Annotated in this window: 13 protein-coding genes; 1 reads left to right on the forward strand and 12 read right to left on the reverse strand. The window is 53.3% G+C overall.

Annotated elements, in window-relative coordinates:
• The first annotated feature begins 251 nt into the window (after positions 1–251).
• Positions 252–1,529: an MFS transporter gene (locus tag ASN_RS05695; RefSeq protein WP_058987476.1), complete on the forward strand. Its 1,278-nt coding sequence runs from the start codon at positions 252–254 to the stop codon at positions 1,527–1,529.
• A 42-nt stretch (positions 1,530–1,571) separates the two neighbouring features.
• Here the strand turns inward: ASN_RS05695 and ASN_RS05700 are convergent, their stop codons facing one another.
• From ASN_RS05700 to ASN_RS05755, 12 genes are all read right to left on the reverse strand, one after another.
• Positions 1,572–1,958, reverse strand: coding sequence for a hypothetical protein (locus tag ASN_RS05700; protein ID WP_231948500.1), 387 nt, complete (start codon positions 1,956–1,958; stop codon positions 1,572–1,574).
• Positions 1,959–1,996: 38 nt separating this feature from the next.
• Positions 1,997–2,563, reverse strand: a complete 567-nt coding sequence (locus tag ASN_RS05705; RefSeq protein WP_058987478.1) for a nuclear transport factor 2 family protein — start codon at positions 2,561–2,563, stop codon at positions 1,997–1,999.
• Between the two features lie 43 nt (positions 2,564–2,606).
• A complete protein-coding gene (locus ASN_RS05710; protein ID WP_058987479.1) occupies positions 2,607–3,842 on the reverse strand; it encodes an amidase in 1,236 nt (411 codons plus the stop codon).
• A 29-nt stretch (positions 3,843–3,871) separates the two neighbouring features.
• Positions 3,872–4,354: a flavin reductase family protein gene (locus ASN_RS05715; protein ID WP_058987480.1), complete on the reverse strand. Its 483-nt coding sequence runs from the start codon at positions 4,352–4,354 to the stop codon at positions 3,872–3,874.
• Positions 4,351–5,109 (reverse strand): class II aldolase/adducin family protein, encoded by a 759-nt coding sequence (locus tag ASN_RS05720; RefSeq protein WP_045541310.1) that lies wholly within the window; start codon positions 5,107–5,109, stop codon positions 4,351–4,353. Before ASN_RS05720 ends, ASN_RS05715 begins: the two co-directional genes overlap by 4 nt.
• 14 nt (positions 5,110–5,123) lie before the next feature.
• A complete protein-coding gene (locus ASN_RS05725; RefSeq protein WP_058987481.1) occupies positions 5,124–6,098 on the reverse strand; it encodes a ketopantoate reductase family protein in 975 nt (324 codons plus the stop codon).
• On the reverse strand, positions 6,098–7,054 hold the full coding sequence (locus tag ASN_RS05730) for a PDR/VanB family oxidoreductase (protein ID WP_058987482.1): 957 nt from the start codon (positions 7,052–7,054) through the stop codon (positions 6,098–6,100). The genes ASN_RS05725 and ASN_RS05730 overlap by 1 nt, the downstream gene beginning before the upstream one ends.
• Entirely contained in the window at positions 7,051–7,785 is a 735-nt protein-coding gene (locus ASN_RS05735; RefSeq protein WP_058987483.1) for an SDR family NAD(P)-dependent oxidoreductase, read from the reverse strand. Before ASN_RS05735 ends, ASN_RS05730 begins: the two co-directional genes overlap by 4 nt.
• Entirely contained in the window at positions 7,782–8,261 is a 480-nt protein-coding gene (locus ASN_RS05740; protein WP_058987484.1) for an aromatic-ring-hydroxylating dioxygenase subunit beta, read from the reverse strand. Before ASN_RS05740 ends, ASN_RS05735 begins: the two co-directional genes overlap by 4 nt.
• On the reverse strand, positions 8,258–9,538 hold the full coding sequence (locus ASN_RS05745; RefSeq protein ID WP_058987485.1) for an aromatic ring-hydroxylating oxygenase subunit alpha: 1,281 nt from the start codon (positions 9,536–9,538) through the stop codon (positions 8,258–8,260). The genes ASN_RS05740 and ASN_RS05745 overlap by 4 nt, the downstream gene beginning before the upstream one ends.
• 58 nt (positions 9,539–9,596) lie before the next feature.
• Positions 9,597–10,550 carry an acyl-CoA dehydrogenase family protein gene (locus ASN_RS05750; RefSeq protein ID WP_227004888.1) on the reverse strand — a complete coding sequence of 318 codons (954 nt, stop codon included), beginning with the start codon at positions 10,548–10,550 and terminating at the stop codon, positions 9,597–9,599.
• A gap of 388 nt (positions 10,551–10,938) precedes the next feature.
• Positions 10,939–13,323 (reverse strand): TonB-dependent receptor, encoded by a 2,385-nt coding sequence (locus ASN_RS05755; protein WP_231948400.1) that lies wholly within the window; start codon positions 13,321–13,323, stop codon positions 10,939–10,941.
• Positions 13,324–13,335: the final 12 nt, after the last annotated feature.

The following is a 13,335-nucleotide window of genomic DNA, read 5'->3' on the forward strand; positions in this document are numbered from 1 at the left end:
TCCGTAAAATGGAGGGCGAAGTTTGTGAATTGCATCAGCCCAATGAACTCCTGCACAAGATATCAGCTTATTTGCGGAAGGAGGACTCCACCACCGGATCAGGCCATGACACGTTGCACGGCTGGCATCGCCATATCTATCGTCCATTCAAACGTCTGAATTCCGCATCATAGCCCGTCGGTTTCTTTTTATTGTAGAATTTTCATTTGAATAGTATATTGTTTCGTATTCGGTACAAACAAGGCTTTCTCATGAAACAGGCTTCTGTGCGGTGGACTACCGGGTTGTTCGCATTCGCCTATGTCCTGTCTTTTGTGGACAGGCAGATACTGGCACTCCTGATTGGTCCTGTTAAAGCCGATCTCGGTTTGTCAGATTTCCAGTTCGCTCTTCTGAACGGGCTGGCGTTCGCGCTGCTCTATTCCATTCTTGGGCTTCCCATTGCCTCGCTGAGCGACCGCGTCCCGCGTCCTCCCATCATTGTAGCAGGCATCATCATTTGGAGTATGGCAACAATAGGCTGTGGTTTTTCTCAGAATTTCTGGCAGCTTTTCCTTTCCCGTATGTTCGTGGGCATTGGAGAGGCCACGCTGGTTCCTGCCGTCTATTCTTTTCTTGCCGATATTGTACCCTCCGAACGTCTTGGTCGCACACTAGCTTTATTTTCTCTGGGGTCATTTATTGGTTCGGGGCTTGCTTTCCTTTGTGGAGGCATGTTGATCGCCCTTCTTCACGAAAACGGAGCATGGCATGGCGTCGCCACATGGAAGCTCTGTTTCATGATAGTCGGTCTGCCCGGCCTGCCACTCGCGTTGCTCATTATCTGCTGCATAAAGGAACCCGGCCCCCGGTTCGTCGCAATAACCCGGAGCGGAGTAGCCGCAAGTTGCCAGTATTTCCTGTCTCGCTGGCGATTTTTCACACTGCACTTTCTGGGCTACTCCGCCACCGCCATCATCCTGTTCTCTCTCATGAGTTGGACACCCGCCCTTCTGATGCGTGACCGACATTTTTCTCGGGAAACCGTTGGCGTTGTCATGGGCATCATCGCAATTCTCTGCGGCTGCGGGGGCGCCTACACCAGCGGACGCCTCATCGACGCGCTTTTTATGCGAGGAAATACAGACGCAGCTGCTCGGGTAGGGATTTGCGGTGCTCTTGCCGTGCCTCTTTTCTTTCTTCCGTCTTTGTATGTGGGTAACACCGTTATTTGCGTAATACTGCTGGCTTTTGCATTTTTCTTCGCATCCTTTCCCATGCCACCGTCGGCTCTTGTGGTGCAACAAACCGTGCCCAAAACCATGCGCGCCCAGTTTTCAGCCGTGTTGCTGTTTTGCAATGCCCTGATCGGTCTATCGGGAGGCTCAATGCTGATCGGATATCTCGACGATCATGTCTTTACCGCTGCCAACGGTATCACCTCCTCGCTGGCAGTGGTCACCACGGGAGCTGCCCTTGTCGGCGCTGCCTTCATTGCCACAACACGGAAAGAATTGGCTCGGGCCGCGTATAGGGTAGGATATGGCTGACAGAGCAGTCTCTTTCCCTGCCAGCAGTATGATCTATTATAATCAGGACAGGAATGTTTCCTGCAGATGCTTCCAAAGAAGCTGTGTCTTGGCAGCATTCTCGACAAATAGCACTGTTGACCAGCGTTCCGTCCGCGCTTCGCCCTGTGTCTGCACTTCGCGATAGAAGGCCAGAATCCCTCCATCAAAAGTCTGACAGATTTTCACATCAAAAATTTCCATGATCAAACCGGGACGTGATCCTTTGAGGGAAGGAAGCGCCTTTTCAAAACCTTCCAGCGTTATCACACGTCCAGCGGCGCCTACCATCATGTAGCCTGGTGCAAAATGCGCAAGCAGGCATGAAAGCGGCTCTTCATTCTCGCCACGAAACCAAGCCTGTAACAACCGATGTAGCTCAATAATCTCGTATGTTACGTTATTTATCATGTTTTCCACGTCATCTTTTCCTTTTCTTTACCCTAAACTCAGGGCTCCATAAGAACCGAACGTGTCGGCACGCTTTCAGCCCAGCCCGCAGTCAGTGGTGCGATAAACACATTTTCTGTGCGCGTGCGGGAAATTTTCCACACACCGTCTTCCTTACGGAAAAGATTGTTAAGGCGGCTAGACCGCAACAGTGAAGAGCCATCCTTGAAGATCCAGGGCTGACAATGCACCCACTGTCCGTCCGCCGTGTCGCCCTTCACGTGAATCTGCTCAGAGGTAAGGTAATGGACATTCAACAGCAGAGCCGGGTCCCGTTTCTGGCTCCAGAATCCCTCGAAATGGGCCCGGATCGCGGCCTTACCGATGCAACGCCCGAACTGGTTGGTATAGTATTCGCCAACACCTTCCCAGATTGCATCTTCAGTATAGAGATCCATAATACAATCGATACGTTCCGCATCATTCGTCACCCCTGCTTCCGGGCAAGGCGTATCACACAGGAACATGTAACGTGCCTGGATACGGCGAATATCCGCTTCTGCCTCCAGTTGCTCGATACGTTGGCTCAACGCATCAATGCGACGGGCAAGAATCTCGTCTGTCATGATGTCCCAATCTCCGCATATCCTGGCGCACGCTGGCCTATTATCATGTGCACATCGAAGGAAGAGGGCGCGGCGGAAGGATCGTCTCTGCCCAACCGGCCCAATTCAGCAAATCTTCATCCGTCCCATATGCGGACAGAAGCTGCACACCAACCGGAAGACCGCTTGAACTGGTTAACCCCGGTAGCGTTACGGTCGGCAGGCGCAATAGCGTCCACAACCGGCTAAAAAGCGGGCTACCTGTACCACTTTCCGCCAAAGGCGCCTCGCCCGGTGCTGCCGGTGCAACAAGTACATCATAATTGGCGAAAATATCTGCCATACGACAACGAAGTTCCTCGGCCCTGGCAAGAGCGGCACGATATGTTGCGTAGTCAATCTGCTTTCCGGCTTCCAGCAAGCCGACTATCTGGGAGCTTAGCAGTGGCCGACGGTCCGCATATTCCCAACCGAGCGCTTGCGCCGCTTCATAACTCATGATCGTGATGTGCAAATCTGCTGCTTCGGCAAAATCCTCCAGATCAATATAGGTGACCTGAACTTCTTTGCTAAAAAGTGCGGCGGCCTTTTCAATAGCTTTTTGTGTGGCCTCTTCGGCTGCATCCCAATGTGGGGTTCGGCATATCCCGATACTGGAAGGCCGTCGGGGCTTGAAAGTGCTTGGTACAGCCGTTGGCCCCTTAAGAACACCATCTGCCAGAGCCGCCGTAGCGACATCGCGCGTCATCGTGCCGAGCGTATCGAAGGATGGAGCGAGGCTCTTGATGCCCGCGGCAGCATAGCGGCCATAGCTGGGCTTGAAGCCCACAATACCACAGTAGGAAGCCGGCCGTGTGAGCGAGGCTGCCGTCTGAGACGCCAGGCCGATGTCAACCATACCAACCGCCACTGCCGCCGCAGACCCGCTGGAGGACCCTCCGGGCGTACGCGTCACGTCGTAAGGATTAACCGTTGGTCCCGGCGAAAAGAAGGCAAACTCCGTCGTCACGGTCTTGCCAACACAGACTGCACCCGCCGTCTTGAGCTGCGTGACACACGCCGCATCAGACAGCGAGTGATATCCTGCATAGATCGGCGACCCATGACTGGTGGGATAATGAACGGTGTCGATGATATCCTTGACCCCGACACTCATTCCAAGAAGAGGTCCCGGAGAGGCCATATCAGCATCCTGCCGTATGCGTACGGGATCATAACTTGTAAAAGCTTTTAACTGTGGTTCATATTTCTCGATACCATTCAGGATTTTCGAGGCCATGGTGGCCCGTGTCTCGCTCATTGTTTTACCTTTCGGCTATGCAGCGCACGTCAGGATGCTAGATCGAAGGCACCCCGATAATACAGCAAGGGGCCTACTTCGCTGTCAGAATTCATTGCAACATGTACAGGACGTGCGAGAAAGATCTCATGTGTGCCACCACGCAGGGTTTCGACCACCTCGACACCAATCTGCACGAGCGCATCACACACGAAGAACAATCCGTCCTCTTGGCGTACGCAATAATCATCAAACTGCTTGTCCTTGGCAGGACCCGCAAAATGCATGGCAACGGCTTCCTGTGATTGCCGGAGAATACTCACACCAAAGCGCCCACTATGCTCAATGGCCCGGCAGGTGGAACTTCTACGGTTCAGGCAGATGAGAAGCATAAGCGGGTCAAGAGAGACGGAACTCAGCGCACTGATCGTCGCGCCCTGCTCGCCTTCCTCTCCCCGCGCCGTCACGACGGCCACACCGGTAGCGAAATGAGACATTGCGCGTCGAAACTGATCGGACGTCAAGGATGTCATGCATTGTCTCCATGCCATAAGGGGCCCACGTCCTTGCGCATCTTCCGCACGGCTGCATCGAACATCTTGTCGGCAGCAGACGTGCTGGACAGAACCCAGGCTGCATCCTTGGCACACGATGCGCGGATGGTGTCGGAAAGCGGGACGTCAGGCCCAGGAAGCATGCCGGCATGACACTGTATTTCTGCTGCACGCTGCACGGTCCAGAGGAGAAAGAAAGCACGAGCAACATCGCTTTCTCCAACCGCCACACCATGGTTGCGCAAAACTAGCACATGCTTGTCGCCAAGGCTTTCCAACATGCGTGGACGCTCTTCTTCATACAGGGTGATACCTTCAAACGCGTGGTACCCGACCCTGCCAAACAACTGCGCACCGTAAAAATTGTCGTAACTGAAACCGGCCTGCTTCATGGCTACCGCGCTGACTTCGCTGGTATGCGTGTGGATGATGCAATGAATGTCATCCCGCGCGGAATGAATAGCACCGTGAAGCGCGAAGCCCGCGGGGTTGGGCTTGCCTTCCGTGTCGCCCACAAGCTGGCCATCTGCATTCACAACCAGCAAGTTCTCTGGTGAGATCTCGTCGTAATTCAGGCCGAACGCATTAACGAGATACCGACGCGGCTCACCCGGCAGGCGAAGAGAAATATGGTTGAAAATCATCTCGGTCCAGCCGAAATAACTGATAAGGTGATAGCACTCGGCCAGCCGGACCCGAAGCTGCCACTCTTCTTTCTGTGTATCCGTTGTCATATGCGAATGTCTCCCTATCGGCATTGCGCGGCCTTAAACCGCGTTAGCCTGACAAGCGTGTTGATTGTCGGTGTGGGCACCCCATACGCCCCAGCAAGTCTTGTTACCGCCTCCCCCATCGCATCCAGTTCCAGCAGACGGCCAGCACGAAAATCCTGCAACATGGACGTCTCGTGTGGGCCAGCACTTGCAATGACATCCAAAAGCGCAGAGGTAGGCGGCAAACCAGTAAGGCCGCAAGCTGCGCCAACGGCACGTACTTCCGCGAGCACATCAGAGATAACGGCCCGGCTGTCTTCCACCGTTCCCATTTTTTCCAGCGTAGCCTCACACAGCACGGATAGTGGATTGGTCGCCAGATTGAAGGCCAGTTTCGTCCATATGGGCTGCCGGATATCCGTACTCAGTTCCACGGCAATACCCGCGGTGGACAGAATGTTTCCAATCTGTGCCAGACCCGTATCCACTCCACTCTGCTGTGCAGCGCGCCCCAGCACAAGCTTCGGCTGACGGTCCGACCTGACAACAGCAGGCAAGGGCATTGAGGCAAAAGCATAGGCTACACACCCGATCACCTGCGCGGCGGGAAAAGCAGCCGTCAGCACACTTCCTGGATCGACCGTTTCATGGGCGGACTCAAAGGGACCATCCACTGTCATCCACCATGGAATGCCATTAACGATGGGAAGAACAGGTGTTCCTGCGTCCACAGTTGCCTTTACAAGGGGCACCAGTGTTGCAAGCTGATGCGCCTTGACTGCCAGCACCAGCAGATCCTGCCGGGTATCCGGTGCCCGCTCTGCCGCCGCAACAGGGGTGCAAAATGTGCCTGCAGGCCCCTGCAACTCCAGCCCTCGCGCCCGAATAGCCTGTAATGTTGCACCGCGCGCCACAACAGACACGTTGGCACCGCTATGGGCCAACATGGCAGCAAATGTGCCACCAAGCGCCCCAATCCCTGCAACACAGATTTTCGGGGCCTCCACCATCAGATATCAACCACCAGCAAAGGGGAATGGGACCGTGAACAGCAGAGGGCAATCTGGTCTGTCTGTTCGTCCTCAGTCAGATACTCGTCACGATGGTCCGGCTCGCCTTCCAGCACATTGACCACGCAGGTGCCGCAAATACCCTGCTCGCAGCTCAATGTGACTTTCACACCCGCTTTACCCAGCGCCCCGGCAATAGTGTCATCTGGCCCTACATGAACCCGCACGCCAGATTTTGCTGCCAGAACTTCAAAAGCGTTTCCACCAGCAACAGGCTGGGCCGAAAAAGTTTCCCGATGAAGCTGATTTTCCATATAGCCAACAGTAAGACCGGCTTCAAAAACAGCGTCCATCAACCCGAGGGGACCGCAGGTATAAACACGCGTCGTCGGCTTCAAACACCCAGCCAGCACACTGGCCGGATCGAAACGTGGCGCGTCTGGGCGCCCGCGATCATGCACCTTCACGGCCTGCGCAAAAGGAGCCTGTTGCAGGAGCGCCGTAAAGACCGGGTCACGCGCCACGTAGTGCAGCGTAAAAGACTGTCCCTTGTCATACAGTTCGTAGGCCATGGCAATCAGCGGGGTAACGCCAATGCCGCCGCCAATCAGAACCGAATGTTCTGCTTTCTTATCCAGCGGAAAAAGATTGCGCGGTACGCCAATTTTCATGACCTCACCCACTCGGACAAGATCATGTACCGCTCGAGACCCTCCACGGGATGCCGGATCACGGAGAACGGCCAGACGATAGCAGGAGCAGTCGCCCGGATCACCGCACAGTGAATACTGCCGGATCAAGCCATCACCCAGTAACAGGTCCACGTGCGCACCCGCTTCCCATGATGGTAAAACACCCTGCAGTGGCACAAGATCGAAGGACAGCACCTCGCCAAGACGCTCCGCAGCAGCCACTCTGACGTCAATCGTATCTGCAGTTTCGGCGTTTGCTTTCATCGCATGTACAACCCACTGTTGATATCGATGATGGAACCGGTAATGGAGCCCGCATCGGCACGCGCCAGTTCTGCAACCATGCGGGCCACCGTCAGCGGATTTCCCGCCTGCCCGGTAGGCAGATTGGCCATCACGCGCGCCGCATTTTCTGCACCAATCGTCTCGGCGACCGATGGCAGATCAAGCGGCCCTGGTGCCACGGCATTAACCGTAATGCCATGTGGAGCCAGATCCCGCGCGAAAACCTTGGTCAACGTATGCACGCCGCCCTTGGAGGCCGCATAATGCGCTCCCGTCGCCGTGCCCCCGTTTTCACCTGCCAAGGACCCGATATTGACAATACGCCCCCCGGCTTCCTTCGCCCTGAGACGGCGTGCAAAACGCTGGCACCCAAGAAAAGTCCCACGCAGATTCACTGCCAGAACAGTGTCGAACGTCTCAATCTCGATATCGAGAACCTTCTCTGCCTTCATAACGGCAGCATTGTTGACGAGCAGCCAGGGCAGCCCAAATACCTGTTCCGCAGCATCCAGCATGCCCTCAACAGAGACTTCGCTAGACACATCCACCTGCACGGCACAAGCTGCCTCTCCAAGCGTCTCTGCTGTCGCCTGGGCTGCTACAAGATCAATGTCACCGACCACAACGCGATAGCCTTCCGTGACGAGATGTCCGGCAATGGCAGCCCCTAGCCCTTTGCCACCACCTGTAACAAGCGCAACCGGCTTCACAGAATGTAACTCACAGCAGTCAGAGCTTCGGTCGAGGTTAGCAACCGTACAATTTTCTGGTTAATCCGGAGGCCATCTTCCGTTCTTTTTAAACGAAACGTGACATCCGCTGCATAATAGCGCTCTCTACCCTGCCGCAATTCTGTCAGAAGCTGGGCACAGCGCAGTGTGCAGCTTTCCGTCCCGGCTTCCAGCATGCGATAACGGGACAACAGCCGGACTGTTCGGGCAGGTGGCGCCGCGGAAATGGACCGGCCACCAAGAAGACGTTCAACGCGCTTCTCACGCATTTCTGCATTATCATAGGCATAATTGAGTATTTTCCCGAGGTCTTCCACTTTCGCGTCGGGATCTATTGGCACCGCGTAGAGGCTATCTGCCGTGTACAGTTTTAACCACTCACGGAATTCACTGTGATCGAGCATATCAGCTTCAAGCGTAATCAGTTCGATCGCTTCGTTCAGCGTGATTGTCATACGCCCGCCTCCGCCGCTGCCATCTCATCCGTCATTGCCGCAAGCCACTGCCGGTACGCAGCCCGCATGCCGGTCTCCGCACTCACATCGCTGAACAGATTGCCATCCTCACGTTTCGCTTCATGCCCCAAACCACGATTGAGAAGAATGGCAATGTCACGCCCGGCCAGAGAGCCACGCTGCACACGATCCCACGCCTCTGCATCGTCAGGCGTTCCAAAACCCATCGGCCCCTGAAAATGCTCGTGCAAACGCAAACGGGCTTCGTTCGCACTTTCCGGACCGCCATCCATACCAATCGCAATATGACGAATTTCCGTCTCGTTCACACTCAACGGGCGCAACACGCGGAAAAACGCCATGGAGCAGGCTAAGTTTGGAAACAGGTTGAGGTTAAAGCCTGTACCACCAACCGCCCGAACAATCTGACGCACTTTCTCCGGCGGGTAATCCTTTGACAACTCTTCCGCCAGTTCAAGGAACCTTTCGGGAATAGCGGCATCAAGATTTTCGTCCAGATCCACAAGTTCCGGGATCATCACCATCACAGAATGACCATGACCGAGATCTTCCACAAACCCCTTACCACCGACAAAATCGAACGTATTCTGTGTTTCCTCGTCCACGGAATCCAGAAATGATTTATGAACTATCGGGAAGTGATAAGCATCTGTCGTATTTTCAAGCTGAATCTTCCAGTTCCCCGGAAAGGTGAATTTGTGTTCACCCATCGTCTTGACTGGCCAACCAGCACCCTGCTTCATAAACAGATCGATCCACGGCTTGGCGCGTCCCAGCCACGCATCCAGAGACATGATGCTTTTATCAAATGTCGCGAAGATCAGCCCGTTATATTCTTCGACACGCAATGATACGAGCGGATATTTCTTCTTGTCCAGTTGTCCGGAATATCCTTCCTGGTAAGGCACACCCCGCAACGCACCATCAAGACCGTACGCCCACCCATGATAAGGGCAGACAAAACTTGCACCAGTACCACTTTTGCGTTCGCATACTGTTGCACCGCGATGGCGGCAGCGGTTGAGCATCACATGCACATCCCCCTTGCGGTCCCGCGAAACAATAACGGGATGCGGCCCAACAAAGGTCGTGATGAAATTACCCGGCTCAGGCAAGTCACTACGATGCGCAACCCAAATCCAGTTATGCATGAAAATACGGTCCATTTCCATGTCGTACAACTCGGGGTTGCTGTAAATTGACCCGTCAGCATAGTCCGTATTCACGAGACTTCTAGGGTCTGGAAGATCCTGCATATGTCGTCTCCTCAATCCAGTATTCAATTCAGAGCGTAAGACTCAAGAATGTGCGCTCTCACGGGTAACCGGGGCGCCCCCCACGGCCGAGAGATACACGGCCTGCAGCTTCATAATTTCCACGCGCCATAAAGGCGTGCTGTGCTACCACGGCACAATCCTGAAAACAGCGCCCGAGAATGTGGTCCGTCTGCACCGCAGCAATACCGCCAAGGGTGAAGCACATACGGGCAACCTCAAAGGCTTCCTGCGCAACATGCGTCGCAGCCAAACGAACCCGATTGGCATCTTCCTCGGAAACGACATCTCCTTGAGTCAGAAGAGACCATGTACGCACTGTTGTATCGTAAAAAAATGCGCGAGCAGAAGCCAGTTTTGCTTCGGCCTCACCCACCACAGCCTGCACATACGGCCTATCAGCCATAGTCGGGGCTCCCGTAATAGAGCGTCTTCGCTCCGCCATTTCCCGCACTTCATCCAAAGCGCGCGAGGCGCAACCCAATCCCACCACAGTGAGGACCTGAGCTGCCAACCCAAGTGAAGGATAATCATAAATCGGTGCTTCGATATTCGGCTTGCCACCCCGGATGAATGTCCAGTCTTCCGGCACGAATACATCTTCCACAACAACATCATGGCTGCCGGTACCAGCAAGACCAATTGTATTCCAGGTTGGATCTATATGCACTGCTGAAGCCGGCATTACGGCAGTACGTGGCAGTCCACCGCTCTCGCCGTCCACAGCAATACCAACACCGATAAGAGACGCGCCGGGGCATCCGCTAGCATAGGGCCAACGACCACTTACCAGAAAACCATCGGCACTTACCTTGGCTTTTTGCGGCGGAAAGATCGCCCCAGCGAATACCACATCCGGTCCGTCCCGATAGATTTGTTCCAGCGTAGGTATAGGGAGCGCCGCAAGGTAAGTGGCGGATACACCGAAACTTGCCACCCATCCGGCAGAAGCATCGGCATGAGCGATTTTTTCAATCAACTCCAGAAACATCATGGGGGACACTTCCATCCCCCCAAACCGCCGACACACCAGAGCTCTGTAGACTCCAGCCTTTTGAAAACCGACAATAATATCATCGGGAATACGCCGTAGCGATCTGAATTCCAAGGCACGATTTCGAATCGTGACAAGAAGTTCCTCCAGAAACCCTCCCGAAGAAAACAGATCTGCGGCAGAAGGGTTTTCTTTCAGCATGTTCATTTTACCCGCCGATTTGCGAGGGCACGCATGTGCCCCCGTCGTTTCGATCAACACCCTCACCCAACCAACTCCGAAGCCTGTTCAAGGCAGACTCCCCAGCTAGCTCGACAAGATCAAAGCTACCCCATATTGGTTTCCTTTTCAACTATTATGGGGTGGTTTTTTATTTCAGATAAAGTCCTCAGAAAGACACCCCACCCTGAAAGTACCACTGCCGGCCACGATCAAACGATTTCTGGTAGTTGCCGAAGCTGCCTGAATAGCTACCCCAAGCCATAAATTTTTCGTTTGTCGCGTTATCCAATCCAACCATAAAGTTATATCGCTCATTAGCGCTCATCCACCGAGCGCTAAGGGCTACGGTGATGTATTTTGGCTGGATGAGCGTCGGGTACATGATTGCATTGAGATTTGCGTTGTATTTCGAGCGGTACGTTGCATCAACACGCGGTGTCAATGAACCGTATTCACCCAGGTCTATTCTCTTCGCCATACCCAAATTGGCGGTCCATTTTGACACAAGCACAAAGCGACTATCCAAAGACAATCCCTGCACAGATGCCCTGAGCTTGGTATAGTGCGCGTCTGTCATGCCCAGAGAGCCATAGATGCTCCATCCATTACCGATCGCGTACTGGGCTTCCAGTTCAAAGCCAGGAATATGAGCCGTGCCAGCATTGGTATAATAGGGACCGATGTTAGTCTCATCCGCCACCAGCAACTGCACGTCATCATAGAAAGTATAGAATCCTGAGGCACTGACACGCAATTTGCGGTTTAGCCCATAGAATTTCAGTCCCCCTTCAAAAGACGTCACTGTTTCAGGACGAAATGAGGGAGGGGCATTGGTAATATTAGTCAAACGTTGCGTAAAGCCACCACCTTTAAAGCCCTGAGAGAAAGTAGCGTAAGCCATCAGTTCTTCATTGATCTGATAGGACACGTTCACCATCGGTGTCCAACGGGCATTGTTATTGTGGTAGTTTTTATATGGAACAATCCGCGTGCCAGGAGGAATGGAAATAATAGGGGCACCGATCGTCCAGGTATAATACTGATCAGGCGAGAACGTCTTATTGTCTTCGGTATAACGAACGCCTGCCGTCACATGAAGTTTTTTAGTGACTGCATAGGTCGCCTGAGCATAACCGGCGTAGTTAATATCTTTAAAAAAGCCACCACTATTCAAGTGAAGAATATAGAACTGTGTCGGGTTAACGTCTGCACCAGACTGGTTGAAATAATAAAACCCAGCAGAATAATGCAACCGATTTTTCAGTGCCTTTCCATTGACCTGGAATTCTTCAGAAAACTGCTTACCAACATAATCGTCATAAACATAGTTGATGCCAATTGGCGAGGCATCTCGATCTTGAGCAAACTTACCAAGGCTCTTACGATAAGCCGTAATTGACTTGAAATCGAGATAATCTGAAAGCTTGTAATCAATAGTAGCAGACGTCGACCAGCTTGTCAGATTAGAAAAGTCATTTCCAGTTCCGTAATTGGTGTTCTTGCTGTAATATCGAGAATTATAACAGGATGCGGCTGTACAGTTTGTCAATGTACCTCCAGCAAGACTGTTATTAAGCGCGATCATACTGCCGGTGGAACTGGGATTGACACCCGTTGTCACAAAAGGAGCACCATTACTGCGATCGCGCGTCCAGTCACCTCGAAGAACAATGTCAAGTTTTTCCACCGGGTGCCAGCGGAGTGCCCCCTTGAACACGCGCGTATCCTGATTCCCTAACTCCCGCTGATTTTTCTGATAGGGAGCATGCACATACCCATCCTGCATGAAACTGCCGACCGAAAAATTTGCATACAGATTTTTGGCGATTGGCGTATTGATAAAGGCTCGGGCGTTAATACGTTTTGCAGTCCCATATTTCACATCTGCCATACCAGACAAACGTTCATTCGGTGTAAGAGAAGAAACCGATACAGCGCCACCAATGGTATTCCGACCAAACAAAGTACCCTGGGGGCCACGCAACACAGAAACATTGGAAATATCGACCATGTTCAGCACTGCACCCACCGGGCTGCCGACATATACACCGTCAACATACATGCCAACGCCAGGATCGACACCAAACGAGAAATCTGTCTGACCGATCCCGCGGATAAAGACGGCGGCGGCATTCGCAACGCCAGAGTTGGAAGCAACATTACCAAACGAGATATTAGGCGCAAAATTCTGAATTTTATCGACCGAAGTGATACCACGTTCCGTAAATTGCTTACCTGACATTGTTGTCATCGAGATTGGTGTACGCTCAATACGCTCGGAACGACGACGCGCATTGACTGTCACCTCTTCCAATCCCGTACTATGAGACAGTTTCCGCGACCGCCCTTTTGCTTTTGAGGGAGCCTGCTTGGTGACAGATCGTGCCTCATTGGTTTTTTTTGCCTGCTCCGTAGACGTAGCGGCAAAAGCTGTACTGTCCATAACCAGCGATAGCGCTAGTGCTGAGCAGCCTGACCACAGAGTGAGATTGCCAAAAGCCATAATTCGGCTCTGCACTCCTCTCTTGGCCTGCATGCGTACCTGATTCATCCGCATATCTAT

The sequence above is a fragment of the Acetobacter senegalensis genome (assembly GCF_001499615.1).
In the GTDB taxonomy this organism is placed as follows: Bacteria; Pseudomonadota; Alphaproteobacteria; order Acetobacterales; family Acetobacteraceae; genus Acetobacter; species Acetobacter senegalensis.

What these genes read in the sequence shown, in the direction of transcription:
- ASN_RS05720 (WP_045541310.1), bottom strand. Translation starts at nt 5,109, where the DNA reads ATGACAACGGATACACAGAAAGAAGAGTGGCAGCTTCGGGTCCGGCTG.
- ASN_RS05715 (WP_058987480.1), bottom strand. Translation starts at nt 4,354, where the DNA reads ATGACATCCTTGACGTCCGATCAGTTTCGACGCGCAATGTCTCATTTC.
- ASN_RS05740 (WP_058987484.1), bottom strand. Translation starts at nt 8,261, where the DNA reads ATGACAATCACGCTGAACGAAGCGATCGAACTGATTACGCTTGAAGCT.
- ASN_RS05730 (WP_058987482.1), bottom strand. Translation starts at nt 7,054, where the DNA reads ATGAAAGCAAACGCCGAAACTGCAGATACGATTGACGTCAGAGTGGCT.
- ASN_RS05755 (WP_231948400.1), bottom strand. Translation starts at nt 13,323, where the DNA reads ATGAATCAGGTACGCATGCAGGCCAAGAGAGGAGTGCAGAGCCGAATT.
- ASN_RS05750 (WP_227004888.1), bottom strand. Translation starts at nt 10,550, where the DNA reads ATGATGTTTCTGGAGTTGATTGAAAAAATCGCTCATGCCGATGCTTCT.
- ASN_RS05705 (WP_058987478.1), bottom strand. Translation starts at nt 2,563, where the DNA reads ATGACAGACGAGATTCTTGCCCGTCGCATTGATGCGTTGAGCCAACGT.
- ASN_RS05695 (WP_058987476.1), top strand. Translation starts at nt 252, where the DNA reads ATGAAACAGGCTTCTGTGCGGTGGACTACCGGGTTGTTCGCATTCGCC.
- ASN_RS05725 (WP_058987481.1), bottom strand. Translation starts at nt 6,098, where the DNA reads ATGGTGGAGGCCCCGAAAATCTGTGTTGCAGGGATTGGGGCGCTTGGT.
- ASN_RS05700 (WP_231948500.1), bottom strand. Translation starts at nt 1,958, where the DNA reads ATGATAAATAACGTAACATACGAGATTATTGAGCTACATCGGTTGTTA.
- ASN_RS05710 (WP_058987479.1), bottom strand. Translation starts at nt 3,842, where the DNA reads ATGAGCGAGACACGGGCCACCATGGCCTCGAAAATCCTGAATGGTATC.
- ASN_RS05745 (WP_058987485.1), bottom strand. Translation starts at nt 9,538, where the DNA reads ATGCAGGATCTTCCAGACCCTAGAAGTCTCGTGAATACGGACTATGCT.